Below are 26,998 nucleotides of genomic sequence, written 5' to 3'. Positions count from 1 at the left end.
GGATGACCGCGCCCGAAGGGTTTCTCCGCCCCAGCAAGGCGGACGCGCCCCGCTACCTCCCCATCGCCGAGCACGGACTGATCGGCGATCTGCGGACGGCCGCGCTCGTCGGCACGAACGGCACCATCGACTGGTACTGCTGCGCCCGGTTCGACGCCCCCAGCGTCTTCGCGTCGATCCTGGACGCCGACCGCGGCGGGGCCTTCGAGCTCGCCCCTGACGTGCCGGTGCGCAACAAGCAGTTCTACTTCCCCGACACCAACATCCTGATCACCCGGTTCTTCGCGGACGACGGCGTCGCCGAGGTCCAGGACTTCATGCCGATCATGGACGACTCCCGCGAGGCCGACCGGCACCGGGTGATCCGCCGGGTGTTGTGCGTCCGCGGATCGATGCCGTTCACCGCACGGGTGGCACCCCGCTTCGACTACGGCCGGCGGACCCACACCCTGGACATCGGACACGACCACACCGTCTTCGCCTCCCCGGAGCTGTCGCTCGCGCTGACCTCCAGCGTCACCCTCGAGGCCGACGGCCAGGACGCGGTGTCCACCTTCAAACTGGTCGAGGGCGAGACCGCGGTCTTCGCACTGGACCGGATCGGTGACTCGGTACAGCCCCGGGCCTGCCCGCTGGCCGAGGCCGAGGAACAGTTCGGCGCCACCGTGCGGTACTGGCGCCGCTGGCTGTCCCAGTCCCGCTACCGGGGGCGCTGGCGCGAGATGGTGCACCGCTCGGCGCTCACCCTCAAGCTCCTCACCTACGCCCCGACCGGTGCCATCGTGGCCGCGCCCACCGCCGGTCTGCCGGAGTTGATCGGCGGCACCCGCAACTGGGACTACCGCTACGTCTGGATCCGTGACGCCGCGTTCTGCATCTACGCGATGCTCCGGCTGGGCTTCACCGACGAGGCCGAGGACTTCGTCCGCTTCCTGTCCGAGAACACCCGCCTCCAGGAGGGCCCGCGCGGACCGCTCCAGATCATGTACGGCATCGACGGCCGCAGTGACCTCCCTGAGGAGGAACTGCCCCATCTGGAGGGCTACCTGGGTTCGGCCCCGGTCCGCATCGGCAACAAGGCGGTCGAACAGCTGCAACTGGACATCTACGGCGCCCTGGTGGACTCCCTCTACCTCTACGACAAATGGGGCCAGCCACTGTCCAGCGAGCACTGGGACACCATCGGCGAACTGGTCGGCTGGGTCTGCGACCACTGGGACCAGCCCGACCGTGGCATCTGGGAGAGCCGCGGTGGGGCCCAGCGGTTCCTGTACTCGCAGTTGATGTGCTGGGTCGCGATCGAGCGGGCCATGCGGATCGCCCGCCATCGTGGGCTGCCCGCGGACACCCCCCGCTGGGCACACGCCCGCGACACCATCTACCGGCGGATCATGCGCAACGGCTGGTCCCCCGAGCGGCGGGCGTTCGTCCAGCACGAGGGCGATGACGTCCTCGACGCCGCGGTGCTGATGATGCCGCTCGCCAAGTTCATCTCCCCCACCGACCCCAAGTGGCTGTCCACACTGGACGCCCTGGGCGAGGAGCTGGTGTCCGACTCGCTCGTCTACCGCTACGACCCGCAGCGCAGCCCCGACGGGCTGCCGGGCGAGGAGGGCACCTTCTCGATCTGCTCGTTCTGGTACGTGGAGGCGCTGGCCCGGGCGGGCCGGGTGGACGAAGCCCGGCTGGCCTTCGAGAAGATGCTGACGTACGCCAACCACCTCGGGCTGTACGCGGAGGAGATCGGCCGCACCGGTGAGCAGAGCGGCAACTTCCCACAGGCGTTCACCCACCTCGCCCTGATCAGTGCGGCGTTCAACCTCGACCGGGCGCTGGGCTGACCGGAGGGCATGGACGATAGGTTTGACCTGTCCATGTACATGTCTTTCCGAAGGACGTTCATGTCACAGCCACCACCGCCCGGGAATCCCTACGGCGCGGTTCCCGGAGCCGGATACGGGGCGCCCCAGGCACCGGCGGCCCCGCAGGTGCAGGCGCCGCCACAGCCGGTCCCCGGCGCCCCGGCCCAGCCCGGGGCATACGGGCAGCCGGGCCCGTACGGTCAGCCGGGCCCGTACGGTCAGCCCGGGGCGTACCCGCAGGCCGGCGCCCACGGTCAGCACAGCTGCCGGATCTGTGGCGGCTTCCCCGCGGCCGATGTCACCATCCGCGCCCACCAGGGAATGCTGGTGATGATGACCTTCCGCAAGCTGGAAGGGCCGTTCTGCCGGATCTGCGGCACCTCGGTGTTCCGCGACATGATGAGCAGGACGCTGTGGCAGGGGTGGTGGAGCCCGTTCTCGGCGGGGCTGTTCAACCCGTTCACCATCATCGCCGACCTGGTGGCACGTTCGAAGATCAACAAGCTGCCGGACCCCGGGCACGACCAGTTCGGGGCGCGCCCGGACATCGGTAGGCCCGTTTTCCAGCGCCCTGCCTCGTTCGTGGTGCTCCTGCCGGTGTTGTGGCTGCTGACCGTGTTCATGGTCATCCTGCTCGGATAGATAAGGTTGACCGTCATGGGGAACGGGGAGGGGCTCACCGCCGGGCCGGAACAACACGGCGGTCATGGGGCGACGGCGGCATGGCAGGCGCCCAGCCGTGTCGAGCGGGAGCTGTACGAGGCGAAGAACCGCGGTGACTGGCCGGCGTACTTCGATGTGCTGGCGCGCACGGATCTGTTCGTGGCCGACTCATACACCCGGCTCCAGGCGCATCCGAGGACGGTGCGGTTCACTCCGTACTTCTATCCGCAGGTCGGGGCGGAGTGCCTGCCGGTGCTCACCGAGGGCATGCTCCCCGCTCCCCATCCGGAGACGGTCTTCCTCTCGCAGTCCCTGGGCTGGTTCGCCGACGAGTGGCGGCACGACGATCCACGGTGGATCGTGATCAACCCCGGCACCCCGTGTGAGACGTTCTTCCCCGCGGGACCCGCGCAGCGGGCCCTGTGGAAGCAGCACGCCCAGAACACCACCGGCTGCGGCCACTCCCATCTCGAACTGCGCGGACTGGACTTTGGCGGGGCCACGGAGGGGCCGGTGGCCCATGGCCTGGCCTGCGCGGCACTGCTGTTCGTGAAGAACGGCGAGCTGTGGAACGCCATGGCCTACCACGGCGGTGGCTACACCAGCGAGCGCAACCGGCTCAAGGAGTGGTGGGGAGTCACCAGCCGCGAGGAGTGGCAGCGCACCCAGGAGGCGCTGCTCGCCGCCGAGATGATCAGCGGCGTCTGGGAGTTCGCGCTCGGTGTCCGCCGCTCACTGGCCCTGGACTTCGCCGGGCCGGTCGGAGTGGACCACTGGCGGGCGGTGGCCGAGCGGGTGCTGCGCCGCAACGCGGCCGAGGCCGAGTTCCGGATCACCCCCGACGGGGTCACCAAGACCGAGCCCCGGGAGAACGCGGAGCTGGAGGCGCAGGTCGCGGGAATCCAGCGGCTCATCGGGCGGATCGCACGGTACGAGGCCCGGTTCCGCGCGGACGGGCTGCTGGCCGAGGGGAAGTTCATCCGGACCGTGGAGGCCTGGGACTACGGCCGGGCCTCGGGGATGGCCCGCTGGGGGCTGGCCGCCCGGTTCTGCGCCCTGCCCGAGGCCGAGCACGCCGTACTGCGGGCGAGCCGCGCGGCCCAGGCCAACTACCGCTCCTGGGAGGAGTTTTCCGCCGCGTACATCCTCGGGCGCTGTCTCCACTTCGACGAGGAGGAGTTCGGCAGCTGGTACGAGGACATGCTCACGGCGCATCGCATCCTGACCACCGACCCGGCCAGCCCCTGGCTCACCCTCCCCTTCACATAGGCCGTGTCTCAGCGCCACGCGGGGCGGTCGGCGGTGTCATCGCCGCCGCTGCCCGGCGAGGAACACGCTCCCCCCGGTGAGCGCGAACAGCCCGGCGGATATGCCCAGTCCGGTGAGGTCGGGGGCGCGGTCGCCGGAAGTGTCGGCGAACGGATCAAGCAACCCCGCCGGATCCTTGTACAGGATCACATGCTGACCGGTCCTGAACTGGCCGAAGCAGTTCTGCCGCTGGGAGATGTGGTGGATGCCGCCCGAGGTGTCGACCACGGTACAGCTCTCCAGCGGCTTGCCCCGGAGGGACTTGCGGTGCCCGGTCTTGGTCACCACGGCGTCGACCGGGTCACCCGCCTTCTTCGCGTAGAGCTCGTAGAGCGCGGGCCCGGCGAAGAACGCGAGCACGAGCGCCGCGATGCCCGCCACGGCGGCCGCGCCCCCACGGTGCCACAGGCCCCCCACGACGACCGCGGCGGCACCGGCGGCGAAGAACACCAGCGGGATGCCGAGCCACATGCCGTACGGGTACTGGGAGAAGCAGCCCGCCAGAGTGCTCAACACCGGGATGAGCACGGCCCACTTGAGCGAGGAGGGCCAGGTACGGTCGGGGCCGGACACCACCGATGTTGATGTGTGCCCGGTGCCCCCTGAGTTCCGCGCCGCCGCGACCGTACCCATCATTTCCTCCGACGCCCCTGGCACCTGATCGTGTTGCGACAACATACCTGCCGGCCAGGGGTGTCCGGACGGTGGCTACCCCACGTCGTCCTCGGCCAGCACACGGGCCATGGTGCGCTCGGCCAGGGCCGTGATGGTGACGAAGGGATTGACTCCGATGGACCCCGGGATGAGTGAACCGTCCGTGATGTACAGCCGCTCGTACCCGGCCGCGCGGCCGTAGATGTCGGTGGCCCGGCCCAGCACACAGCCGCCCAGCGGGTGGTAGCAGAAGTCGTCCGCGAAGGCCCGGGTGTCACCGAAGAGGTCGTGCCGGTAGATCGTGGCATTGGCCCAGTTGACCCGGTCGAAGAGGGCCTTGGCGGCGGCCACGGAGGGGGCGCTCTGGCCGCTGCTCCAGTTCAGGACGACGGTGTCCTGCGCCGCGTCGTAGGTGAAGGTGCCGCGTTCGGGGTTCTTGGTGATGGCGAGGTAGAGGCTGACCCAGGTCTCGAGCCCGGCCGGCAGCGGCGCGATCTCGGCGAACACCGGATTCTTGGCGTCGGACCAGGCGTCGATCGCCATCACCGGGATGGTGGACTGATGAGCCCCGGTGGGGTTCCAGACGTGGTTGGCGCGGCCGAGCATCACATTGCCGTTGCCGCCCCAGCCCCGGCCCACCTCCGCGCTCAGCCGGGGCAGCGCGCCGGTCTCGCGGGCGCGCAGCAGCAGTTCGGTGGTGCCGAGGCTGCCCGCGCCGAGGAAGAGCGAACGGCAGGCGATCTCGTCGGTTGCGGTGACGGCGCCGGTGTCGTCGATGCGGTCGACGGTCAGGACGTAGGAGCCGTCGGTGTCCTGCCTCACGGCCCGGACGCGGCTGAGGGTGTGGAGGGTGACGTTGCCGGTACCGAGGGCCGCCGCGAGATAGGTCTTGTCGAGGCTGCGTTTGCCGAAGTTGTTGCCGTAGATGACCTCCTGGCCCAGGGCGGACTTGGTGGCGGTCCCGGCGGCCTCCCGCTGCATGTAGTCGAAGTCGTACACATTGGGCACAAACACGGTCTTCAGCCCCGCGCGCTGCGCCTGGGAGCGCGCGACCCGGGCGTAGGCGTACCACTCGGTGGACTCGAACCAGGCGGACGGCACGGTGGCCGTGCCGAGCATCCGGTTGGCCAGCGGGTAGTAGCTGCCGTACATCGTGTCGGCGTCGACGCCCGGCAGCACCTCCTCGAAGTACGCGCGTGGCGGGGTCACGGCGATACCGCCGTTGACCAGTGACCCTCCGCCGACGCCACGGCCGACGTAGACGGACATCCCGGGGTAGCGGACCCGGTCCAGCACACCGGGGTAGGGGCTGATGTCCCGGTTGATGACATCCAGCCACAGGAAGGTGGACAGGGGCGCCTCGGTGCGGTGTTTGAACCACATGGAGCGCCGGTCGGGGGAGGTCATCGAGCAGTACACCCGGCCGTCACCGGCGGGGGCGTCCCACAGCCGCCCCATCTCGATGACCAGGGTGCGGATACCCGCCTCGCCGAGCCGCAGCGCGGCGACCGCGGCCCCGTAGCCGGAACCGACCACAACGGCGGGGACCTGGTCGGCACTCGTGGCGGCTGCCGCCGGGGTGAGACCGATACGGGTGAGACCGAGGGCGGCGGCGCTCTGTAGCGCGGCCAGCCCAAGAATATGACGACGTGTCAGATTCGCTGGCATGGCGGCATGATGCGCGGCGAGTCTCCAAATGGCCATGACCGGGCGCATGGTCGTTTCCGCAGCCCACCGCGGCAGCCTTGCCGGTGCGCGGAATAATGGGTCATTAATGATGACTGCGCGGCCGGACCGGGCTCAGTCCTCGGCCCGCTGCGTGACCGGCGCCTCGGTGCGGTCGCCCAGGAACTCGTACCACCGGCGCTGGAGGCAGCCGTAGCGGGTGTCCGCCTCGACCAGGCTGAGGAAGCCTCGGACGGTCTCGGCGAGCCGCTTTCGCAGTCCGGGGTCGGCGAGGTCCCCGCTCTCGGTGAACCCCTCGTGCGCCTTGGCGAGACTGAACATGTCCGGGTAGACACGGGTGCCCAGGTGTTCCAGCGGCACCCGCAGCACCCACAGCCCGCGATTGCCACCCGCCATCGACGGGGAGGCGGACACCAGCAGCGCGTGCTTGGTCTTGAACGGCTGCGGCCGGACCCGGGAGACCCAGTCGATGGCGTTCTTCAGCACCCCGGGCACCGACGCGTTGTACTCGGGGGACGCGATCACGAAGGCGTCGCTCGACCTCACCCGCTCACACAGGGCCAGCGCACCCGGTGGCAGTCCGTGTGCCTCCTCCACATCGCCGTTGTACAGCGGCATGTCGAACTCGTACAGCGGGGCGAGGTCGGCGGTGGCACCGGTGTCGTTGATCAGGCGGGCCACCAGGGAGGCGAGCCGAATATTGGTCGACCCCTTGCGCAGCGCGGCGCCGATGACGAGGACACGCAGCGGGTGGGGTTCCCTGGTCATGGCGGCGTCCTTCCGGCGTCCGGACCTTGCCGTGCGGTGCCCCGCCGGAGCCGGGCACCCCCTGCGAACCAGTGTGCTGCGCGTCCGGCCGCCCCGCCATAGGGGTCCGGCACGGGCTGTCCGGGGCGGCTGGGCGGTCCGGGGAGCGCCGTCACCGATACGTACCGGACGACCACGGACGGTCAGTATGCCCAGCAGGTGGTACAGAGTGGACAGAACGGGCGGCGGCGTACCACCGTATATGCGCCGGGGAGCGTGACGGTCGCCACCCAGGCGTCTCACATAGTGGCGAGATGTTTCCGGGCGGCTGGGTAGGAGCACGGCATACATTCACGAGAAGTGGATCACACGGGGGCGGCCGGTGCGCAACTCGGCGCTAGTGTCGCCCGCGAGCTCACGCCCGTACCGGGCAGGCTTGTGGTCGTACGGGCAGGTAGAAAGGGATCGGGCATGTTCCGCAAGGTGCTGGTCGCCAACCGTGGAGAAATCGCCATTCGCGCTTTCCGCGCCGGCTATGAGCTGGGGGCGAGGACGGTTGCGGTCTTCCCCCACGAGGACCGCAATTCGCTGCACCGGCTGAAGGCGGACGAGGCCTACGAGATCGGTGAGCCCGGGCATCCGGTGCGCGCCTATCTGTCGGTCGAGGAGATCGTCTCCGCCGCCCGCAAGGCCGGGGCGGACGCGGTCTACCCGGGGTACGGCTTCCTGTCCGAGAACCCCGACCTCGCGCGCGCGTGCGAGGAGGCGGGGATCACTTTCGTCGGCCCCAGCGCGGAGATCCTCGAGCTGACCGGTAACAAGGCGCGCGCGGTGGCCGCGGCGCGCGCGGCCGGGGTTCCGGTGCTCGGTTCGTCCGAGCCCTCCACCGATGTCGACGAGCTGGTGCGGGCCGCGGAGGAGCTCGGCTTCCCGGTGTTCGTCAAGGCGGTGGCCGGTGGCGGCGGGCGCGGTATGCGCAGGGTCGAGGACGCCTCCACGCTGCGTGAGTCCATCGAGGCGGCGTCCCGCGAGGCCGATGCCGCCTTCGGCGATGCCACGGTGTTCCTGGAGAAGGCCGTGGTCGAGCCGCGCCATATCGAGGTGCAGATCCTCGCCGACGGCGAGGGCAATGTCATCCACCTCTTCGAGCGCGACTGTTCGGTGCAGCGCCGCCACCAGAAGGTGATCGAGCTCGCACCCGCGCCCAACCTCGACCCCGAGCTGCGCGAGCAGATCTGTGCCGACGCGGTGAAGTTCGCCCGGCAGATCGGCTACCGCAACGCGGGCACTGTGGAGTTCCTGCTCGACCGCGACGGTCGGCATGTATTCATCGAGATGAACCCGCGCATCCAGGTCGAGCACACGGTGACCGAGGAGATCACCGATGTCGACCTGGTGCAGTCGCAGCTGCGGATCGCGTCCGGGCAGACCCTGGCCGACCTCGGGCTGGCCCAGGAGTCGGTGTACGCCCGCGGGGCCGCGCTCCAGTGCCGGATCACCACCGAGGACCCGGCCAACGGCTTCCGCCCGGACACCGGCATGATCAGCGCCTACCGTTCGCCGGGCGGTTCGGGCATCCGTCTGGACGGCGGCACCGCCCACGCCGGTACCGAGATCAGCGCCCACTTCGACTCGATGCTGGTCAAGCTGTCCTGCCGGGGCCGGGATCTCAGCACCGCGATCGGCCGCGCCCGGCGTGCCGTGGCCGAGTTCCGGATCCGCGGTGTGTCCACCAACATCCCGTTCCTCCAGGCGGTGCTGGACGACCCGGACTTCCAGGCCGGGCGGGTGACCACCTCGTTCATCGAGCAGCGGCCGCATCTGCTGACCGCGCGCCACTCCGCCGACCGCGGCACCAAGCTGCTCACCTACCTCGCCGATGTCACGGTGAACAAGCCGCACGGCGAGCGGCCCCATCTCATCGACTCCACCGCCAAGCTGCCGCGGGTGCCCGCGGCCCAGCCGCCCGCCGGTTCCAAGCAGCGCCTCACCGAGCTGGGGCCGGACGGCTTCGCGCGGTGGCTGCGCGAGTCGCCCACGATCGGGGTCACCGACACCACCTTCCGCGACGCCCACCAGTCCCTGCTGGCCACCCGGGTGCGCACCAAGGACCTGCTGGCCGTGGCCCCGGTGGTGGCGCACACCGCGCCCGAGCTGCTGTCCCTGGAGTGCTGGGGCGGCGCCACCTACGACGTGGCACTGCGCTTCCTCGCCGAGGACCCGTGGGAGCGGCTGGCCGCGCTGCGCGAGGCGGTGCCCAACATCTGTCTCCAGATGCTGCTGCGCGGCCGGAACACCGTGGGGTACACGCCGTATCCCACCGAGGTGACCAACGCCTTCGTCCAGGAGGCCACGGCCACCGGTATCGATATCTTCCGCATCTTCGACGCGCTCAACGACGTCGGGCAGATGCGGCCCGCCATCGACGCCGTACGGGAGACCGGCAGCGCGGTGGCCGAGGTGGCCCTCTGCTACACCTCGGACCTGTCCGACCCCTCGGAGCAGCTGTACACGCTGGACTACTACCTCCGGCTGGCCGAGCAGATCGTGGACGCGGGCGCCCATGTGCTGGCCATCAAGGACATGGCGGGACTGCTGCGCGCCCCGGCCGCGGTGAAGCTGGTGTCCGCGCTGCGCCGGGAGTTCGACCTGCCGGTGCACATCCACACCCATGACACCGCGGGCGGCCAGCTGGCCACGTACCTGGCGGCGATCCAGGCCGGTGCGGACGCGGTGGACGGTGCGGTGGCGTCGATGGCGGGCACCACCTCGCAGCCGTCGCTGTCGGCGATCGTGGCCGCCACCGACCACTCCGAGCGGCCCACCGGGCTCAGCCTGGAGGCGGTCGGCGCGCTGGAGCCGTACTGGGAGGCCGTACGCAAGATCTACGCACCCTTCGAGGCGGGGCTCGCCTCGCCGACCGGGCGGGTGTACCACCACGAGATCCCCGGCGGGCAGCTGTCCAATCTGCGCACCCAGGCCATCGCGCTCGGCCTCGGGGACCGCTTCGAGGAGATCGAGGCGATGTACACCGCCGCGGACCGGATCCTCGGCCATCTGGTGAAGGTCACCCCGTCCTCGAAGGTGGTCGGCGATCTGGCGCTGCACCTGGTGGGCGCCGGGGTGTCGCCGGCGGACTTCGAGGCCGAGCCGAACCGCTTCGACATCCCGGACTCGGTCATCGGATTCCTCCGCGGTGAGCTGGGCAACCCGCCTGGCGGCTGGCCGGAGCCGTTCCGCACCCGGGCGCTGGAGGGCCGCGGCGCGTCGAAGCCGACGGACGGCGAGCTGTCGGCGGAGGACCGGGAGCAGCTGGAGAAGGAGCCGCGCGCCACGCTGAACCGGCTGCTGTTCCCCGGGCCGACCAAGGAGTTCGAGGCACACCGCGAGGCGTTCGGCGACACCAGCGTGCTGGACAGCAAGGACTTCTTCTACGGGCTGCGCCCGCGGCAGGAGTACACGGTCGACCTCGACCCCGGTGTCCGGCTGCTGATCGAGCTGGAGGCGGTGGGCGACGCCGACGAACGCGGCATGCGCACCGTGATGTCCACGCTCAACGGCCAGCTGCGGCCGATCCAGGTGCGGGACACCTCGGCGGCCACCGATGTGCCGGTCACCGAGAAGGCCGACCGGTCCAACCCCGGCCATGTCGCGGCGCCGTTCGCGGGTGTGGTGACCCTGACGGTGTCCGAGGGCGACGTGGTGGAGGCCGGTGCCACGGTAGCGACGATCGAGGCGATGAAGATGGAGGCCACCATCGCCGCCCCGAAGGGCGGAACGGTGTCGCGGATCGCCATCAACGCGATCCAGCAGGTGGAAGGCGGCGATCTGCTGGTCGCCCTCGACTGAGACACTTTCGTCCGACGGTCAGTCGGACGAAAGGAAGCGGCATCACATGGGGGCACGGAGCAGGCTGCGCGGAATCGGTGACGCGGTGGCATCCGCCGCGGGCACGGTGACCTCGGCCGCGGGCACGGTGACGTCCACCGCGGCCGGGGCGGGCAGAAGTGTGCTGAACCGTGGTACGGCCGCGGGCCGTTCGGGGATGGCGGCATCCGGCGACTGGGTGGTCGGTGTGCTCGGCGCGCTGCCCGCCCCGGCCGCTCCGGCCACCGAGGAGTGGGAGTTCTCCCTCGGGGCGCTGGTCTGCCGCCATCCGCGGGTGCCCGCGATCACCGCGCGGGCCCTGCGGCCCCTCGACTCGATCGGCGCGCTGCGCTTCGGCCCGGAGTCGGTGGGCTTCGACGGGGAGGACATCCCGTGGAAGCAGGTGGTGCGGCTGCAACTGCACGACGCCTTCAGCGCGATGACCACGGACGGGTTCGACGCCGAGATCGACCGCGTCCGTGATCTGCTGCCTCCGCTCCCCGGCCGTAAATGGGCGGTGACCAAGGTGGTCGAGGGTCTGGGCGCGGTGGCCCTCGCCGCCCTGGAGCACTCCGGTGAACAGCGGCTGGACACCCGGGAGGTGGCCTGCGAGATCGTCTACCGGGGGCTGCTGGGCCGGGAGAAGTCGCTGCGGGCCCATCTGTTCACCACCGCGCTGCTGGCCCAGCAGCCCGAGGTGGCGCACAGTCTGGTCGTCACGGCCGAGTCCATGGGGGTACCGGTCCTCCCGGCGGAGCCGGGGCGGATGAGGGTCGAGGCGGCCGAGCGGGTCCGCGCCCTGCGGCGCCGTACGGACGCGGTGGCGGCCCAGCTGGGCGCGGCCGCGGAGGACGAGGCCGCAGGCGGTGCCGGGGCCGATGACACGACCGGCCCGGTCGATGGGCCCGCCCAGCCGGTAACGCCCCCGCAGCTGAACGCCGGGGCGTAGGGCCCGTCGTCAAAGGGGCCGCCCTGCTCCCGACGCCTGGCACGGCGCCCCCAGCTACCGCTGGGAGGTGCCCCGGCCGCGTTGTCGAAAGGCGCCCGAGTACGCCCAGTACGAGGGCGATCCTCCGCCTTGCGAATCAACCGCACCGCACCAGACGCCGCTCGCGGCCGGACGCCCCCTTTGACGACGATCCCTGGCAGCCGTCGGGCATGGGGGCGTCGCAGCCGGACGCCCCCGTGCCGTCCGTGGCATCAGGCGTGTGACGCCGAGTCCGGGGCAGGGGCAGTCTGTTCCGGTGGTTCCGGCGACCGCCGTGTGTGCGCGGTACGGCCGGGCAGTCGGGCGGCCAGGACCGCGCCGAGGGCGGCCACCGCCGCGAGGACGGCGAACGTCGGCCGCATGGCGGTGAGGAAGGCGTCAGCCGCCAGTCGTGACCCCTCCCCCGCGCTCCCGCCACCGGTGGTGGTGTCCGGCGCGGCGAGCGCCATCAGCGTGGTCGCGGCGGCGACACCCAGCGCCGGGCCGATGTTCATCGCGGTCTGCTGGAGTCCACCGGCCACCCCGGCGGTGTCCACCGACACCTGATGCACGATCACATGGGTCGCGGTGACCATCACCGTGCCGAACCCGGCCCCCAGCAGCAGAAAGCAGCCACCGGTGGCCACCGCGGACGAGGACCGGTCGAGGCCGGACATCAGCAGGACACCCAGCACGACGAGCACCATCCCCGCCACCACCGTCCGACGCGCTCCCTGCCGCCGCAGCAGAACGGCCGAGGCGGGCGCGCTCGCCACCATCATCACGGCCAGCGGCAGCGACCTCAGGGCGCTGTGGAGGGGGTCGAGGCCGAGGACGCCCTGAAGGTAGTACGTCGCGACGAACAGGGCACCGAAGAGCGCGGCCGACGCGGTCACCAGGACACCGAGGGCCGAGTTGACGGCGGTCGAGCGCAGCACACCGGCCGGTATCAGCGGGTCCGCCGTACGCCGCTCATGCCGGGCGAAGGCCCCGCCGACCACAACGACGGCGGCGAGCCCCAGCCAGGTGGCGGCCGTCCAGCCGCTCTCCGGCAGCGCGACGAGCGTGTGCACCAGCGACATCAGGGCCACCGCGAGAAGGCAGGCGCCGGGCAGATCGAGTCCCCGGACAGCGTCCGGGTTCCGTTTCGGCTCCGGTGTCCGGTCGGTGAGGGCCAGGACGCCCACGGCGACCGCGGGGACAACATTGAGGAAGAACACCGCCCGCCAGCCCAGATGGGCGACGAGCGCACCCCCGACGACCGGCCCGGCCGCGGCCGCCACTCCGATGGCGCTGGTGCGCAGCGCGATGGGCATACCGAGTCGGTCGGGCGGATAGGCGGCGCGCAGCATGCCGAGGGTGGCGGGCTGCAACAGCGCACCGCACACTCCTTGGGCGACGCGCAGCGCGATGACCCAGCCGATCCCGTGTGCCAGTCCGATCCCGGCCGAGGTGGCGGCGAAGCCCAGCACTCCGACCGCGAAGATCCGGCGGTGGCCGTACCGGTCACCGAGGCGGCCCGCGAGCACCAGCAGGCCGGCCACGGCGATGAGATATCCGGTACTGGTCCACTGGACCTGGGCGTAGGTGGCGTCGAGCTCCCGGCCCAGGGTGGGCTGGGCGACCGTCAGCACGGTGCCGTCCAGAGCGACGATGACCGCCCCGGTGATACTGCTGACGAGAGTGAGGCGCGTCCGGCGCGCGGTGCTCATCGGGCCTCCGGTCCGAGATGGGCGTCGACCGTGGCGCGCAGCAGCGGTTCGATGTCCTCGGTTCCGGTGGCGAGCTGGAGGCTGCCCCATCCCCACAGCTGGGCGATGCCATGCAGATTCGCCCACAACGCCCCCGCCACGAAGGCTGGTTGGGCCCCGGAGGAGGGCAGAGCGCGGGCCACGAGGTCCACGAGCACCCCGAACAGCGGCAGGCTGGTGTCGCGCAGTCGGAGCCGTCCGCTCTCCAGCAGATCGTGGCGGAACATCAGCTCGAACATGCCGCCCTCGGTGCGCGCGAAGTCGAGGTAGACGCGGCCCAGCGCCATGATCTGGGCACGTGGCGCGACTTCGGTGTCCGCGATCGCGGCGGCGGTGCGGTCGGCCAGATCGGCGAAGCCCTGGCGCGCGATGGCGGACAGCAGATCCAGATGGGTCGGGAAGTAGCGGCGCGGCGCCCCGTGTGAGACCCCGGCCCGGCGCGCGATCTCGCGCAGGGACAGGGCCTGCACCCCCTCCCGGGTCACCAAGTCGATACCCACGTCCACCAGTCGGGCCTGAAGCCCCATGTCCTCACTCATAGACACTGTCTACCAGGGGTGAGTAGACAGTGTCTACTCACCCCTGGTGAAACCGGAGTGGACCGGCTGCCGATTGAGGACATGCTTTGACCTATATGGCCTCTACTGTTCTGCACACCGCACGACGAACGCCCAGTAACTCCCAGCAGAGGACGCCGAGATGAGCGCCGAGATCCGCCCCTTCCGCATCGACATCCCCCAGGCCGACCTGGACGATCTGAACGACCGCCTGGCCCGTGCCCGCTGGCCCCGGCAGCTGCCCGGTGAGGGCTGGAGCCGTGGCGTTCCCACGGCGTATCTCAAGAACCTGGCCGACTACTGGCGCACCGGCTTCGACTGGCGCCGCGCCGAGGCGCGGATGAATGAGTTCCCGCAGTTCATGACTGAGATGGACGGTCTGGACATCCACTTCCTGCATGTCCGCTCCCCCGAGCCGGACGCCCTGCCGCTCCTCCTGACGCACGGCTGGCCCAACTCCTTCGTGGAGTTCCTCGATCTCATCGGCCATCTCACCGACCCGCGCGCCCACGGCGGCGACCCTGCCCAGGCGTTCCATGTGGTGGTCCCCTCGGTGCCCGGCTTCGGCTTCTCCGCCCCGCCGCCCACCACCGGCTGGAATGTCGCCCGGGTGGGGAGCCTGTGGGCCGAACTGATGCGCCGGCTCGGGTACGACCGCTACGGCGTCCAGGGCGGTGACCTCGGGGCGTATGTCGCCCCCGCCGTGGCCAAGGCCGCCCCGGACCAGGTGGTCGGTGTGTATGTGATCAGCGGTCTCGGCTTTCCCACCGAGGCCGATATCCCGGACATGAACGAGGACGAGCGGGCCGCCTTCGCCTTCATGCAGAGCCAGGACTGGATGTCCGGCGTGGACCACCACGCACTGCTGCGCGCCGCACCGCAGACCTTCGCCTACGCCTGGCACGACTCCCCGGTCGGGGCGCTGGCCTGGATGGCGCAGAAGTTCAACGAGTTCAGCATGTCGGACAAGCTGCCGGAGGAGGTACTCGACCGCGATCTGCTGCTGACCAATCTGACCCTCTACTGGCTCACCGACACCTTCGGCTCCTCCTCATGGCCCATGTACGAGTCCACCGAGTTCGCCTGGCCGGAGGGACAGAAGGCCGTCCCGACCGGTGTCTACAACGGCCCGCCCGGAATCCGCCGGCTCGCCGAACGCCACAACACCATCACCCACTGGCCGGAGGGCAACCCGGGCAGCCATCACTTCGTGATCATGGAGGTGCCCGGCAGTGTCGCCGCGGACCTGCGGGTCTTCTTCGGTCCGCTCCGCGGCTGACGGCGGTCGGGACGGGTCCCCGGGGCCCGGTCCTACGGTGACGCCATGCGGATCACATGGAAACTGGTCATCGGCTTCCTCGCCGTCTCGCTGCTCGCGCTGCTGGCCGTGCTGGCCGGACCCTGGAGGTCGAGCGGAGCGGACGCCGGGCGGCCTCCCGCCACGACGACGCCTCCAGCAGCGAGGCCGTGAACGGGTGGCGCGGCGCGCTCAGGATCCGTTCCGCCGGGCCCATTTCCACGATCTCACCGTCGTCCAGCACGGCGATCCGGGCGGCCAGGGCCGCGGTGTCCAGATCGTGGGTGACCAGGATCAGGGCGAGATCGCCACGGTCGCGCAGCAGACCGGTGAGGAGATCGAGGATGTCCCGGCGGGTCAGTGCGTCGAGGCCGGAGGTGATCTCGTCGCACACCAGCACCCGGGGGTGGGCGAGAAGGGCACGGGCGAGTGCGGCGCGCTGGAGTTCACCGCCGGAGAGCCGGGCCGGGCGCCGGCGCACCGTCTCGGCCTCGAGTCCGAGTCGGTTCAGCGTGGTCTCGGCCTCGGTACGCGCCGCTGCCGGGTCCGCCCCGCGCAGCCGTACGGCGGTGCGCGCCACCTGGTCCAGCACCGGCCGGTGTTCGTCGAAGGCGGCCCGTGCGTCCTGGAAGACGTATTGCACGGCGGCGGTCTGCGCCCGGCTGCGCGAGCGCAGCCCGTGCGGCAGGGGCGTGCCGTCGAGCAGCACCTCGCCGTCGTGGTCGCGGTGGAGTCCGGCCAGACAGCGCGCGAGGGTGGTCTTGCCGCTGCCCGAGCGGCCGACCACGGCCAGAGCCGTGCCGGGGCGAACGGCGAGGGCGTCCGCACGGAGCACGGGGACCCGGCCGTAGCGGGCGGTCAACCCGTGCACTTCGAGCACGGGAGCGGGCTCACCGGGCGCTGCCTCATCGGGCGCTGCCTCATCGGGCACGGGCCGCGCGGGAGTTGCCGCTTCGGGAGTTGCCGCTTCGGGAGCGAGCCGCGCGGGGAACGCGGCGCGCACCGCCAGGAGTTGCCGGGTCCAGGTGTGCTCCGGATCGCGCCAGACCCGACCGGCCGGGCCCGACTCCACCACCCGCCCGTCCCGCATCACCACCACCTCGTCCGCGAGCGCCCGCACCACATCCAGGTCATGGCTGAGCAGCACCACGGCGATACCCTGCGCCGCGACGGCGGTCAGCCGCTCCACGATCCGGCGTTTGGTGAGCGCGTCCTGTCCGGTGGTGGGCTCGTCCGCCACCACCACACGGGCGCCGAGCAGCAGAGCCTGGGCCAGTACCACCCGCTGCTGCTGGCCGCCCGACAGCTGATGCGGATACCGGCGCAACACCTCCTTCCCCTCCGCGAGTTGGCCCTGGGCGAGAGCGGCGAGGACCCGCCGCCGCGCCTCCGTACGCCGCTCGGCGCGCGGCAGCGTACGCACCTGGCGCCGCGCGATGTCGTGCAGCAGGGCGCCGACCCGCCGAGCGGGGTTGAGTACCGCGGCCGGGTGCTGGGGTACATAGCCGACCGGGCCATCGGCCACTGTGAGGTCGCCGGTGACGCGGGCCCCTTCCGGATACTCGCCCAGCAGCGCCAGACCGGTCGTGGTCTTACCGCTGCCGGACGGCCCCACCAGCGCGGTCACCTGCCCGGGCAGCGCCCGCAGTCCGACCCCGTCCACCAGGACACGACCGTCGATCTCGACCCGCAGATCCCTGATCTCGGCCACGGCCGCGACCGCGTTCATATCCGCTTCCTCCTCGGTGTGTTCTGCTTCCGCAAGCCGGCGTCGACCAGCAGATTGCTGCCCATCGTGAGGGCCACGATCAGCAGCGCGGGCACCACGACGGCCCACGGCTGGACCCACAGACCGGTGCGGTTGCGGTCCACCATCACCGCCCAGTCGGCGGCGTCCGGCGTCACACCGATGCCCAGGAAGGCGGCGGTGGCCACGAGATAGAGCACTCCGGTGAGCCGGACACCGGCGTCGGTGGCGAGGGTGCGCAGCATCGAACGGCCGACATAGCCCACCCCCATCCGCCACCAGCTCTCACCCTGCATCCGCAGCGCCTCCACGGCCGGGCGCGCGGCGGCCTCGGCCGCGGCGGCACGGACGATCCGGGCCGCGTCCGGGACATTGACGAGCGCGACCAGCAACGCCAGGCCGAGCGCGCCCGGTTCGAGGACGGTGGCCACCAGCAGGATCAGCAGCAGCGACGGCACGGCGAGCAGGACGTCCAGCGGGCGCATCAGCGTCTCCTCCAGCCACCTCCGGTGGGTGAGGGCGGCCATGAGCCCGACCGGCAGCGCCACCAGATAGGCGAGGGAGGTGGCGGCGAGCGCGCTGATCACCACCGACCGACCGCCGAGCAGGGTCTGCCGCCAGACGTCCCGGCCGACGAAGTCGGTACCGAGCCAGTGGCCGTCGCCGAGCGTGAACGAGGTGGCCCGGGGGCCGGGTTCCCCGGCGAACAGCGGTCCCAGCAGCGCCAGGGCCAGCGGCACCGCCACGATCAGGAGGGCGAGCGCCACCCGCTTCCGGCGCGGTGTGAGATGTGCGCTCACGCCGCCACCTCCGCCCGGGGCGCCAGCCGGTGGGCGACCAGATCTGCGCCGAGGTTGAGGACGACGGTGAGCAGCCCGAAGACCACGGCGAGTCCTTGCACCACGGGCACATCACGTTCGGCGACCGCGTTCATCAGCACCGTGCCGAGTCCGGGGATCACAAAAAGTGCCTCCACGACGATCACACCGCACAGCAGCCAGTCGACCGTGCGGGCGAGTTGCTGGGCGGCCGGAGCCACCGCGTTGGGCAGGGCATGGGCGTAGACGACCCGGACACCGGAGACGCCGTAGCGGCGGGCCTGGGCGGTGTACGGCGAGGCCAGCGCGTCGATCATGCCCGCGCGCACCAGCCGGGACAGCGAACACACCGGCCGGGACAGCAGCACCAGGACGGGCAGCACCAGCGCGGCGGGGTGGCTGAGCAGATCGGTGCCGTAGCCGACGGCGGTGGGCGGAAACCATTCCAGCCGCAGCGCGAACACCGTCACCAGCAAGGTGCCCAGGGCGAATTCGGGCACCGCGTACACACCGAGTGTCACGGAGCTGATGACCCGGTCGGGCCACCGCCCCTCATGGCGGGCGGCGAGCACACCGAGCCCGACCCCGGCCGGGACCAGGAGCAGCAGGGTGAGCGCGGCGAGCAGCAGGGTGGGCCCGAAGCCGTCAGCCACATAGGTGCTGACGGGGCGTCCGGAGACCAGCGAGGTGCCGAGGTCGCCGTGGAGCAGTCCGGTGGCCCAGTCCAGCAGTCGCGCACCGGCGGGCCGGTCCAGCTCCATGGTCTCGCGGATGGCGGCGATCCGCGCCGGATCGGGCTGGTCACCGGCGAGGGCCACGGCGGCGTCGCCCGGCAGCGCCTCGGTGAGCGCGAACACCAGCAGCACCACGGCCACCGTCTGTGCCACGCCGACCAGCAGCCGCCGGGCGAGCCAGGAACGCAGTCCGCTCACGCCAGCCAGACCTTGTCGAAGCGGGCCCAGTCGAGGGTGTTGGCCGGGGCGGTGCGCTCGACCCCCCGTACGGTACGGGCGGTGCCGATGATCCAGTCGGCGAACCCCCAGACCAGGAAGCCCCCTTCGGCGTAGAGGCGGCGCTGCATCCGCGCGTACACCGCGGCGCGGTCCTTGGCGTCCCGGGTGGACTGCGCCTGCCGGTACAGGGCGTCGAAGTCCTTGTGCCGCCAGGCGGTGGCATTGGTGGTGGAGTCGGTGAGCAGCCGCTGGGAGATATGGGATTCGATGGGCATGGCGCCAGAGCGATAGCAGCACAGCGTTCCGGAGTCGAGGATGTCGTTCCAGTAGGAGTCCTTGCTGCCGGTCCGGACCTTGACGGTCACCCCGGCCTTGGCGGCCTGGTCGCGGAAGATCCCGGCGGCCTCGGTGAATCCGGCGGCGACGGTGGAGGTGTCGAGGGTGACCTTCAAGCCGTCGGCGCCCGCCCGCCGCAGCAGGGAGCGCGCCCGGTCCAGGTCCTGTTCGCGCTGGGGCAGACCGGTGGCGTAGTTGGCGTATCCCTTGCCGAACAGATCGTTGCCGACATCGCCCGCACCGGACAGGGCGCCGTTGATCAGCTCCTTGCGGTCGGCGATGAGGAAGAACGCCTCACGGACCCGCTTGTCGTCGAACGGCGGCCGGTCCGTCTTCATGGCGAACGCCTGCATGGCGCTGTTGCGCAGCCGGACGATCTCGATCTGGCCCTTGCCCTCGTGGGCGCGGGCGGTGGTCGGATTGAGCTCATGGGCGTACTCGACCTGGCCGCCGATCAGGGCGTTGACCCGTGCCGCCTCCTCGTTGGCGACCGTGAACTCCAGCTCGTCGAGGTAGGGTGCGCCGTCCCAGTAGTCCTCGTAACGCCGCAGCACAGTGGAGCGGCCGGGGGCGAAGGAGACGAGCCGGAAGGGCCCGCTGCCCACCGGCTCGCGGTCGAACTCCTCGGCGCCGTCGGGGACGATGTACGCGCCGAACGCGGCCAGCACATGGGGGAATTCGGCGGTGGGGCGCTTGAGCACGAACTCGACGGTGCGCTTGCCCACGGCGCGGCTGGCCTTGAGGTCGATGGGTTCGAGGGACGCCTTGGCACGGAACGCCCGCTCGGGGTCGGCGATACGGCGGTAGCTGTAGAGGACGTCATCGGCGGTCACCTGCTGTCCGTTGTGGAAGGTGGCCGCCCTCAGGGTGACCTTCCAGCGGTCGAGGCCCGCGTTGGACTCCCATGCCGAGGCCAGCCGTGGCCGGGCGGTCAGATCGGCGCCGTAGTCGGCCAGCTTGTCGAAGAGCGCCTTGGCGCGGGCGGCGTCGGCGAACAGATCGCCCAGGTGTGGATCGAGGGTTTCCCCGGCGCCGCCACCGGCGAACGCGGCGCGCAGCCGTCCGCCGCGCCGCGGGGTGCCGTCGCCCTTCGCGCCGCCCGGGCCGGGAGAGCCGGAGGAGCAGCCGGTGAGGGCGAGGGCGCCGAGTCCGGCTGCCAGTCCGGTGGCCGCGGTGAGCACACCGCGGCGGTGGAGGTGGTGCGGAGCGGGATCGTGGTGCATGACAGAAGTCCTCTGCGGTGGGAGCGGAGTGGTGGCGAGGGGTGTGGGGAGGGTGTGGGGAGGGTGTGGGGAGGGTGTGGGGAGCCGTCAGGGGGCGAGCCGGGCGATGAGATGCAGCCGGTCACTGTCGGCCGTGGTGGCGGCGGTGTCGCCCGCCCGCCACCGTGGTTCGGTGCGCGGCCCGGGAAGGTCGTACAGGTCGAGCACGGTGAAGCCGTGCGCCGCCAGGAAGTGGCGCAGCTCCTGCGGGAACAGCAGCCGCCAGGCGGAGCGCTGCTCGACCGGCTCGGCTCCGTCGTCGGTGGTCCACACCCGGGTACGGCGGAGCAGTTGCGCGGCCCGGTCGATCCGGAGGGTGGTGGCGGAGCGATAGCTGATGCCACGCCATACGAAGGCGGCATGGGCCGGGGTGTCCAGCAGATCGGTGCGGCCCAGGAAGTAGGCGCCATTGCGCATCTCGGCCACCAGGAGCCCGCCGGGGGTCAGTGCGCTACGGCAGGAGGCGAGGAATCCGTCGAGGTCGTCGTTGGTGTGGCAGTACAGCAGTGCGCTGTCCAGACACACCACGGCGTCGAAGCGACCGAGCTCGAAGGAGCGCAGATCGGCGTGGCGGTAGACGGGTCCGGGGTGGTGTCGTCGGGCGTGGTCGAGCATCGCGGCGGACCGGTCGGCCCCGGTGACCTCGCGTCCGGCGGTGTGCAGATACGCGGCGTCGCGCCCGGTGCCGCAGCCGATGTCCAGGACCCGCGGCCCGGCGCCGTACCGTCGCAGACAGTCCTCGGCCCAGCGTCCGGCGATCCGTTCGGGGTCGGGGAACCGGGCCTCGTAGAGTTCGGGGCTGTCGGTGAGCAGATTGCGGTCGTGGGTGGCACTCATACGGCCACCGCCGGTGCGGGCTCGGGCTCGGGGCGGACCGGGAGCGCACGGATGCGGTGCAGCCAGCCGACACCGGCGGCGGAGAGGAGGCCGAACACCACACAGCACACCCACGGCAGCCAGGCGTGGCCCCGCTGGTCCCCAGTGTCCATGGCCCAGCCGACGACGGTGTTGCCGACGGCCGCGGCCACTCCGGAGACCATGTAGAAGAGCCCGAAGCAGGTACCGGTCAGCTCCGGCCGTCCGAAGCGGGGGATCAGCTCCATCACGAACGGCTGCGCCACCATGACTCCGAGGTACAGCAGCAGCGCCCCGGCCAGCACGGGCAGCGCGTACAGCACCGTGTCCCCCGGTCCGTCCGGGGTGGCCCCGGCGACCGCCATGGGGGGCAGGAAGGCGAGGGCCATGAGCGCGAGGCCGGTGCCGATCCACCGTCCGCGGCTGCCGCGTTCCTTGAGCGCCCGGGTGATGCGCAGTTGCAGGGCGAGGTTGGTGAGGGTGCCGACGAGGAACACCAGTCCGGCCGCCCCGTCCCAGCCGGTGGCGTCGCGCGCCCCGGCGGGCAGCAGCAGATACAGCTGGTTCTCGAGGGTGAACATACCGACCATGGCGAGGGAGAACGCCACGAAGGCGCGGTTGCCGAGCACATCCCGCCAGTCGGCGAGGACACCGCCGGTCGCCGGCGCCACCTCGCGGTCGGGCAGCACCAGCGCCTGGGCGACGGTGAGGACCGCGAAGAGCCCGGCGGCGGTGAGCGCGGAGGCCCGGAAGTCCACCAGCAGCAGGGCGCTGCCCAGCAGCGGGCCGATGAGTGCGCCGGTGGTGGCGAACACATTGAACAGGGCGAACGCCTCAGGTTTGCGCTCGCCCGCCTCCTGGGCGAGATAGGCCCGTACGGCCGGGTTGAACAATGCCCCGGCCAGACCGCTGAGCACGGACGCGGCCAGCAGCACGGGCAGTCCGTCGCCGAGCGAGAACAGCGCGAAGCCCACGGTGCGCAGGGCGCATCCGGCGATGATGACCCGGCGGGCGCCCAGCCGGTCGGCGGCCGATCCGCCGATGATGAACAGGCCCTGCTGGCTGAGGTTGCGTACGCCCAGGACGATGCCGACGACGGCGGCGGACATGCCCAGGTCCTCGCCCAGATGGGTGGCGAGATAGGGAATCAGCAGATAGAAGCCGGTGTTCACACCGAGCTGATTGATCAGCAGGAGGCGGATGGCGAGCGGAAAACCACGGAGTTCACGCCAGGTGGTCATGGTGTTCCCTCCCCTCCGGCGCGGCGTTCCCCTCCGGGGTGACGGTGTCCTCCGGGGCGGCGGTGTCCTTTGCCGGGGCGCTCCGTGGGCGGACACCGAGCCCGGGGCGGCCTCCAGCACGGACCACCCCGTCGGCGCCGCCGATACCGGTCCACGGGTCGTGGGCGAGCAGCAGATGTCCGTCGAGGTCGGTCCAGCGGGCCCGGTCGGCGAGATGGACGGCGGGGGCGATACCGAGAGTGCTGGCGGTCAGACAGCCCAGCATCAACGCGGTGCCGGTGCCGTCGAGCAGTGCGGCGATCCGCAGGGCGGCGTGCACACCGCCGCATTTGGCCAGCTTGACGTTGACGCCGTGCACCCGCCCGGCGAGCCGGCGGACGTCCTCGAGTCCCACCGCGTCCTCGTCGGCGATGATGGGGAGGGGTGAACGCTCGGCGAGGCGGGCCAGTGCCTCGGGGTCACCCGGCGCGACGGGCTGTTCCACCGCTTCTACGCCCAACTCGGCGTAGCGCGGGAGGAGTTCATGGGCCTGTTCCGGTGTCCACGCCCCGTTGGGGTCGAGTAGCAGCCGGGCGTACGGGGCAGCGGCGCGCACCGCCCGTATCCGCGCGAGGTCGTCCTCGGGGTCCGGCGCACCCGCCTTGAGCTTGATGACGGAGAAACCGTTCCGGGTCAGACACCGGGCCAGTGCCACGGCGCGTTCGGTAGGGACGATACCGAGGGTGCGCGCGGTAGGGGCGAAGGGTGCCGCGGTGGCGCCGAGGAGCCGGTGGACGGGCAGCCCGGCGCGTATGCCGCACAGATCGAGCAGCGCGGATTCCACGGCGGCGGTGACGGCGGCGGGCCACTGGCCCAGGCCCACGGCACCCTCGCGCAGGGCTTCCAGGGCGGTTTCGGGGTCGGCGAACCGGGTCAGCTCATCAGACGCCCCGGACAGCAGCCGCTCGAGGGTGGTCGTGTCCAGGCCGTAGTAGGCGCTGGTGACGGCCTCGCCGTGGCCGTGCTGTCCGTCGTGTTCGACGGTCAGCCAGACGGCCTCGCGGGAGGACATGGTGGAACGGGAGATGCGCAGCGGCTCGGCGAGGTCGAGCCGTACGGTGCGCTGGGCGGTTTTCACGGGGTGTCTTCCGGGGTCGGGGTTCCGCGGGTCAGCGGATCGGTGACGGTGGTGCAGCGGGTCCAGCCGGTGGCGACTGCGGCGCCCGGATGCGGTATCTGCACGGGCCGGGTGGCGGCGGTGTCCGGGGCGAGGCCGTGGGTGGCGGCGAAGTCGTCGTCGTAGACGGTGTCGAGGTAGCGGTGCGGGCCGTCGGGGAAGACGGTGGCCACGACGGCGCCGGGCTGGACCCGGGCGGCCCAGGCGGCGACGAGCGCGACCGCGCCGGTGCTCCAGCCGCCGCTGACGAAGGCGCCCCTGGCCAGCCTGCGGCAGCTGTCCGCCGCTTCGGCCGGGCCCACCCAGTGGACCTCGTCGAAGGCGTCGTAGGCGACGTTGCGCGGATGGATGCTGCTGCCCAACCCGCGCATCAGACGGGGCCGGGCGGGCTGTCCGAAGATGGTGGAGCCGGTGGCGTCGACACCGATGAGCCGCAGCGCCGGCCAGTGCGCACGCAGCGGTCCGACGATGCCCGCGCTGTGGCCTCCGGTGCCGACGCTGCACACCAGGACGTCGAGATGGTCCAGCGATACGGCCAGCTCGGCGGCGAGCGAGGCGTAACCGGCGGTGTTGTCGGGGTTGTTGTACTGGTCGGGCCAGTACGCGTCCCGCAGCAGCGCCAGCATCTCGCGCAGCCGGGCCAGCCGGGCGGCCTGCCAGCCGCCCTCGGCCGCCGGCCGGTCGACGAGTTCCAGATGGACCCCATGGGCGCGCAGCAGCCGTCGCATCGAGGGCTCCAGCTCGGTGTCGCCGACGAGGAACACGGGGTGGCCGAGCGCCTGGCCCGCGAAGGCGAGCCCGAGGCCGAGGGTGCCTGAGGTGGATTCCACCACGGGGGCGCCGGGCCGCAGTTCCCCGCGCTCACGGGCACCGAGCAGCATGGACACCGCGGCGCGGGCCTTCATCCCGCCGGCGCCGAGCCCTTCGAGCTTGGCCCAGAAGCCGGGGTGGGGGCCGGGCAGGGGGGTGGTGACCCGCGCGAGCGGGGTGCGGCCGAGCAGGGAGAGCAGTTCGTGGTTGGCGGTGGGGTGGTGGACGGCGGTGGTGGTCATGAGGCGCCCCCGTGGCGGTGGTTGAGTCCGGTGCCCCCATGGCGGTGGTTGAGCCCGGGGCCGCCGTAGCGGTGGATCAGCCCGGGGCCGCCGTCGAGCCAGAAGAAGGGATAGGGCTCGGCGCACACCGCGGTGACTCCGGCGCCGAGCAGCCGCGGCAGGATCGCACTGCCGGTCTGGGCGAACATCACCAGTGGCTTGGCGTGGCGCAGGGCGTGTTCCCGCAGCGGTTCGAAACTGCCATTGCCGAGGGTCATCCCGGAGGCGAGCACCGCGTCACAGCGGTCCAGATGGGCGTGGGCGTCGGTGGCCACGGGTTCGCCCCATTCCGTGGTGCCGCCCTTGAGGTCGCAGGGCACATAGCGCAGTCCGCGTGAACGCAGCGCTTCCAGCAGGGAGTTGACGACGCCGATCACGAGGACGGTCCGGCCCGGCGCGAGGTCGAGGAGTTCGACGACGGCCTCGGCGCGGGCGCGGGACTTCTCCAGGGAGGTGCCGGCCGCCAGGGTCAGCGGACGTGCGCCGTGCGCGGCGGTGTGCTCCATCGTGTGCAGCAGATACGCGTCGAGTGCGGCCACCCGCACAGCGGTCAGCTCGTGGTGCAGCAGCTGTGCCACATCGGCGCCGACACATGCGTCGATGGCGCTGTCGGGCAGCGCTCCGGGCTCGACCGCGCAGGAGCCGACGGCCGCGCCGAGCCGCAGGCTGAACACCTCGTTGCGGTAGCCGCCGGTGCGGCCGGCGTGGCGTACGGCCTGGCGGGTGGTGAAGGCGAGGGCGATGTGCTGGGTGCGTGGATCGGGCCCGAAGGCACCGTCCAGGACGTGGCCGACCAGTTCGCCGTAGGAGGAACATCTCGGCGGGGCGGGGTGGGTGGGCAGACCGGTCGCCATCAGTGGCTCACCACCCGCGGGCGCAGCCCGGACAGCAGTTCCGCCACCCGGTCGCGGGCGCCGGGGCCGGTGGTGTCGGCCGCCATGATGTGTCCGAGGTAGGTGTTGTTGCTTCCGTCGTCCCGTACGGCGCGGCCGGGCTCGGCGAGCTGCACCTCGAGCACGTCCGGCGCCTCCCGTATCGCGTCGCCGCCGTCGATCGAGGCGAGTGTGCCGTTGCTCTCCGGCACCAGGAAGCCGATGGCGGCGCTGCGCAGCCCGGTGTCCCAGCCGCGCAGATCGGGCCGGTGGCCGAGGGCGAGATCCACACCGGCGGCGGCGAGGTCGATCCCGGTGACGTGGCGGACGAGTTCGGTGATGCGGTTGCCCGCTGGGCGGGGGTTGACCTCCACCACCCGGGGGCCGTCGGCGGTCAGCTTGATCTCGGTGTGGGCCACCACACCGTCGAGGGCGAGGGCCTTCAGGGCGAGCAGGGCGGTCTGCCCGGCGGCCTCGGTGTCGGCGGGGGTGAGCGCGGCGGGGAACATATGGCCGGTCTCGATGAAGGCGGGTGCCCCGCCGACGCTCTTGTCGGTCACCCCGATCACCTCGGTCACACCGCCGTACGACACGGTCTCGACGCTGACTTCCGGGCCGTGGAGCAACTCCTCGAGCAGGACGACGGGATCGCGGCGCTGTCCGCGGGCGTTGACCGGGAACTCGGCGAGCGCCCGACAGGCGTCCTTCAGCTCGCGCTCGTCGTCGACACGCCGGACGAACATCCCGGCGCACAGGTCTACGGGCTTGACCACCAGTGGATAGCTGATCTCCCGAGCCGCTTCGGCGGCCCGGACCCCGTCGGCGCAGACCGCGAAGCGGGGGCCGGGCAGTCCCGCGGCGCCCAGCAACCGCCGGGTGGCGTCCTTGTGGCAGGCGTTCTCCACCGCGTCGGGTGCGGGTCCGGGGAGTCCGAGACGGGCGGCGATCCGGGCGGCCGTCGGCAGGTAGTAGTCGCAGGAGGTGATGACACCGTCGAAGCCGAGAGCGCCGTGCAGCCGCTCGACGGCGGGCAGCAGGGTGTCGGTGTCATTGGTGTCGGCGGTCAGCACATGGCGGGCCGCGAGCAGCGGGTGGGCGGTGCCCTCGGGTGCGGAGCGCAGGTAGTGATGCAGGTCGCGGGTGAGGAAGCTGAACTCATGACCGCCTTCGAGGATCGCCCTCGGCAGCAGTCTGCTCATCGAACCGACCCAGCTCTCGACCATCAGCAGATGGGCCACAACTCTCCTTCTCGACGGTGGGATTGGGGGTTTCAGGGCAGGCCGGGGTCACCGGCGCCGGGGAGCGCCC

Annotated in this window: 21 protein-coding genes; 6 read left to right on the top strand and 15 right to left on the bottom strand. The window is 71.5% G+C overall.

The genetic code is table 11. The features are described 5' to 3' along the window. Nucleotides 1-2: 2 nt before the first annotated feature. From AC4BEG_RS33605 to AC4BEG_RS33595, 3 genes are read left to right on the top strand one after another with little or no spacing between them, the layout of a single operon-like run. The gene (locus AC4BEG_RS33605) at nucleotides 3-1,841 is read left to right on the top strand and encodes a glycoside hydrolase family 15 protein (RefSeq protein WP_490703440.1); all 1,839 of its coding nucleotides are present in this window, start codon (nucleotides 3-5) and stop codon (nucleotides 1,839-1,841) included. A gap of 60 nt (nucleotides 1,842-1,901) precedes the next feature. Then, entirely contained in the window at nucleotides 1,902-2,504 is a 603-nt protein-coding gene (locus AC4BEG_RS33600; protein ID WP_490703439.1) for a hypothetical protein, read from the top strand. Nucleotides 2,505-2,519: 15 nt separating this feature from the next. Further along, a complete protein-coding gene (locus AC4BEG_RS33595) occupies nucleotides 2,520-3,794 on the top strand; it encodes a DUF1266 domain-containing protein (protein ID WP_490703438.1) in 1,275 nt (424 codons plus the stop codon). Nucleotides 3,795-3,830: 36 nt separating this feature from the next. Here the strand turns inward: AC4BEG_RS33595 and AC4BEG_RS33590 are convergent, their stop codons facing one another. The 3 genes from AC4BEG_RS33590 to AC4BEG_RS33580 form a co-directional block, all read right to left on the bottom strand. Next, complete coding sequence (locus AC4BEG_RS33590) at nucleotides 3,831-4,406, bottom strand: hypothetical protein (protein ID WP_490703437.1); 576 nt, start codon at nucleotides 4,404-4,406, stop codon at nucleotides 3,831-3,833. 135 nt (nucleotides 4,407-4,541) lie between these two features. Beyond that, nucleotides 4,542-6,155, bottom strand: coding sequence for a GMC oxidoreductase (locus AC4BEG_RS33585; protein WP_490703436.1), 1,614 nt, complete (start codon nucleotides 6,153-6,155; stop codon nucleotides 4,542-4,544). Nucleotides 6,156-6,287: 132 nt separating this feature from the next. Next, nucleotides 6,288-6,941 carry an NADPH-dependent FMN reductase gene (locus AC4BEG_RS33580; RefSeq protein ID WP_490703435.1) on the bottom strand — a complete coding sequence of 218 codons (654 nt, stop codon included), beginning with the start codon at nucleotides 6,939-6,941 and terminating at the stop codon, nucleotides 6,288-6,290. A gap of 450 nt (nucleotides 6,942-7,391) precedes the next feature. Between AC4BEG_RS33580 and AC4BEG_RS33575 the strand changes: the two genes are divergently transcribed. Together AC4BEG_RS33575 and AC4BEG_RS33570 are read left to right on the top strand one after the other, a co-directional pair. Continuing rightward, complete coding sequence (locus AC4BEG_RS33575; protein ID WP_490703434.1) at nucleotides 7,392-10,769, top strand: pyruvate carboxylase; 3,378 nt, start codon at nucleotides 7,392-7,394, stop codon at nucleotides 10,767-10,769. A 46-nt stretch (nucleotides 10,770-10,815) separates the two neighbouring features. Further along, nucleotides 10,816-11,736, top strand: a complete 921-nt coding sequence (locus tag AC4BEG_RS33570; protein WP_490703433.1) for a hypothetical protein — start codon at nucleotides 10,816-10,818, stop codon at nucleotides 11,734-11,736. Nucleotides 11,737-11,987: 251 nt separating this feature from the next. On the opposite strand, the gene AC4BEG_RS33565 is transcribed toward AC4BEG_RS33570, so the two are convergent. Then, the gene (locus AC4BEG_RS33565) at nucleotides 11,988-13,466 is read right to left on the bottom strand and encodes an MFS transporter (RefSeq protein WP_490703432.1); all 1,479 of its coding nucleotides are present in this window, start codon (nucleotides 13,464-13,466) and stop codon (nucleotides 11,988-11,990) included. Next, a complete protein-coding gene (locus tag AC4BEG_RS33560) occupies nucleotides 13,463-14,044 on the bottom strand; it encodes a TetR/AcrR family transcriptional regulator (protein WP_490703431.1) in 582 nt (193 codons plus the stop codon). The genes AC4BEG_RS33565 and AC4BEG_RS33560 overlap by 4 nt, the downstream gene beginning before the upstream one ends. 160 nt (nucleotides 14,045-14,204) lie before the next feature. Between AC4BEG_RS33560 and AC4BEG_RS33555 the strand changes: the two genes are divergently transcribed. After that, entirely contained in the window at nucleotides 14,205-15,341 is a 1,137-nt protein-coding gene (locus tag AC4BEG_RS33555) for an epoxide hydrolase family protein (protein ID WP_490703430.1), read from the top strand. A 67-nt stretch (nucleotides 15,342-15,408) separates the two neighbouring features. Here AC4BEG_RS33555 and AC4BEG_RS33550 read toward each other — a convergent pair whose 3' ends face one another. The 10 genes from AC4BEG_RS33550 to AC4BEG_RS33505 form a co-directional block, all read right to left on the bottom strand. Next, nucleotides 15,409-17,088, bottom strand: a complete 1,680-nt coding sequence (locus tag AC4BEG_RS33550; RefSeq protein ID WP_490703429.1) for an ABC transporter ATP-binding protein — start codon at nucleotides 17,086-17,088, stop codon at nucleotides 15,409-15,411. Next, nucleotides 17,085-17,906 carry an ABC transporter permease gene (locus tag AC4BEG_RS33545; protein ID WP_490703428.1) on the bottom strand — a complete coding sequence of 274 codons (822 nt, stop codon included), beginning with the start codon at nucleotides 17,904-17,906 and terminating at the stop codon, nucleotides 17,085-17,087. The genes AC4BEG_RS33550 and AC4BEG_RS33545 overlap by 4 nt, the downstream gene beginning before the upstream one ends. Then, complete coding sequence (locus AC4BEG_RS33540; protein ID WP_490703427.1) at nucleotides 17,903-18,856, bottom strand: ABC transporter permease; 954 nt, start codon at nucleotides 18,854-18,856, stop codon at nucleotides 17,903-17,905. The genes AC4BEG_RS33545 and AC4BEG_RS33540 overlap by 4 nt, the downstream gene beginning before the upstream one ends. Next, nucleotides 18,853-20,436 (bottom strand): ABC transporter substrate-binding protein, encoded by a 1,584-nt coding sequence (locus AC4BEG_RS33535; protein WP_490703426.1) that lies wholly within the window; start codon nucleotides 20,434-20,436, stop codon nucleotides 18,853-18,855. Before AC4BEG_RS33535 ends, AC4BEG_RS33540 begins: the two co-directional genes overlap by 4 nt. 87 nt (nucleotides 20,437-20,523) lie before the next feature. Next, nucleotides 20,524-21,312, bottom strand: a complete 789-nt coding sequence (locus tag AC4BEG_RS33530; RefSeq protein ID WP_490703425.1) for a class I SAM-dependent methyltransferase — start codon at nucleotides 21,310-21,312, stop codon at nucleotides 20,524-20,526. Further along, on the bottom strand, nucleotides 21,309-22,571 hold the full coding sequence (locus AC4BEG_RS33525) for an MFS transporter (RefSeq protein WP_490703424.1): 1,263 nt from the start codon (nucleotides 22,569-22,571) through the stop codon (nucleotides 21,309-21,311). Before AC4BEG_RS33525 ends, AC4BEG_RS33530 begins: the two co-directional genes overlap by 4 nt. After that, a complete protein-coding gene (locus AC4BEG_RS33520; RefSeq protein ID WP_490703423.1) occupies nucleotides 22,555-23,688 on the bottom strand; it encodes a mandelate racemase/muconate lactonizing enzyme family protein in 1,134 nt (377 codons plus the stop codon). The genes AC4BEG_RS33525 and AC4BEG_RS33520 overlap by 17 nt, the downstream gene beginning before the upstream one ends. Beyond that, the gene (locus tag AC4BEG_RS33515) at nucleotides 23,685-24,779 is read right to left on the bottom strand and encodes a PLP-dependent cysteine synthase family protein (protein ID WP_490703422.1); all 1,095 of its coding nucleotides are present in this window, start codon (nucleotides 24,777-24,779) and stop codon (nucleotides 23,685-23,687) included. The genes AC4BEG_RS33520 and AC4BEG_RS33515 overlap by 4 nt, the downstream gene beginning before the upstream one ends. Next, nucleotides 24,776-25,672: a Rossmann-like domain-containing protein gene (locus tag AC4BEG_RS33510; protein WP_490703421.1), complete on the bottom strand. Its 897-nt coding sequence runs from the start codon at nucleotides 25,670-25,672 to the stop codon at nucleotides 24,776-24,778. The genes AC4BEG_RS33515 and AC4BEG_RS33510 overlap by 4 nt, the downstream gene beginning before the upstream one ends. Further along, a complete protein-coding gene (locus AC4BEG_RS33505) occupies nucleotides 25,672-26,928 on the bottom strand; it encodes an ATP-grasp domain-containing protein (RefSeq protein ID WP_490703420.1) in 1,257 nt (418 codons plus the stop codon). The genes AC4BEG_RS33510 and AC4BEG_RS33505 overlap by 1 nt, the downstream gene beginning before the upstream one ends. Nucleotides 26,929-26,998: the final 70 nt, after the last annotated feature.

It is taken from the genome of Streptomyces sp. JLBJ103 (genome assembly GCF_058215575.1).
Note: the sequence above shows the minus strand (reverse complement) of the source record. Positions and strands in the feature narration are given on the sequence as shown.

Coding starts and splice junctions, on each gene's coding strand:
- AC4BEG_RS33600 (WP_490703439.1), top strand. CDS start 1,902: ATGTCACAGCCACCACCGCCCGGGAATCCCTACGGCGCGGTTCCCGGA.
- AC4BEG_RS33510 (WP_490703421.1), bottom strand. CDS start 25,672: ATGGCGACCGGTCTGCCCACCCACCCCGCCCCGCCGAGATGTTCCTCC.
- AC4BEG_RS33530 (WP_490703425.1), bottom strand. CDS start 21,312: ATGAGTGCCACCCACGACCGCAATCTGCTCACCGACAGCCCCGAACTC.
- AC4BEG_RS33555 (WP_490703430.1), top strand. CDS start 14,205: ATGAGCGCCGAGATCCGCCCCTTCCGCATCGACATCCCCCAGGCCGAC.
- AC4BEG_RS33570 (WP_490703433.1), top strand. CDS start 10,816: ATGGGGGCACGGAGCAGGCTGCGCGGAATCGGTGACGCGGTGGCATCC.
- AC4BEG_RS33550 (WP_490703429.1), bottom strand. CDS start 17,088: ATGAACGCGGTCGCGGCCGTGGCCGAGATCAGGGATCTGCGGGTCGAG.
- AC4BEG_RS33605 (WP_490703440.1), top strand. CDS start 3: ATGACCGCGCCCGAAGGGTTTCTCCGCCCCAGCAAGGCGGACGCGCCC.
- AC4BEG_RS33575 (WP_490703434.1), top strand. CDS start 7,392: ATGTTCCGCAAGGTGCTGGTCGCCAACCGTGGAGAAATCGCCATTCGC.
- AC4BEG_RS33560 (WP_490703431.1), bottom strand. CDS start 14,044: ATGAGTGAGGACATGGGGCTTCAGGCCCGACTGGTGGACGTGGGTATC.
- AC4BEG_RS33535 (WP_490703426.1), bottom strand. CDS start 20,436: ATGCACCACGATCCCGCTCCGCACCACCTCCACCGCCGCGGTGTGCTC.
- AC4BEG_RS33515 (WP_490703422.1), bottom strand. CDS start 24,779: ATGACCACCACCGCCGTCCACCACCCCACCGCCAACCACGAACTGCTC.
- AC4BEG_RS33565 (WP_490703432.1), bottom strand. CDS start 13,466: ATGAGCACCGCGCGCCGGACGCGCCTCACTCTCGTCAGCAGTATCACC.
- AC4BEG_RS33525 (WP_490703424.1), bottom strand. CDS start 22,571: ATGACCACCTGGCGTGAACTCCGTGGTTTTCCGCTCGCCATCCGCCTC.
- AC4BEG_RS33585 (WP_490703436.1), bottom strand. CDS start 6,155: ATGCCAGCGAATCTGACACGTCGTCATATTCTTGGGCTGGCCGCGCTA.
- AC4BEG_RS33595 (WP_490703438.1), top strand. CDS start 2,520: ATGGGGAACGGGGAGGGGCTCACCGCCGGGCCGGAACAACACGGCGGT.
- AC4BEG_RS33580 (WP_490703435.1), bottom strand. CDS start 6,941: ATGACCAGGGAACCCCACCCGCTGCGTGTCCTCGTCATCGGCGCCGCG.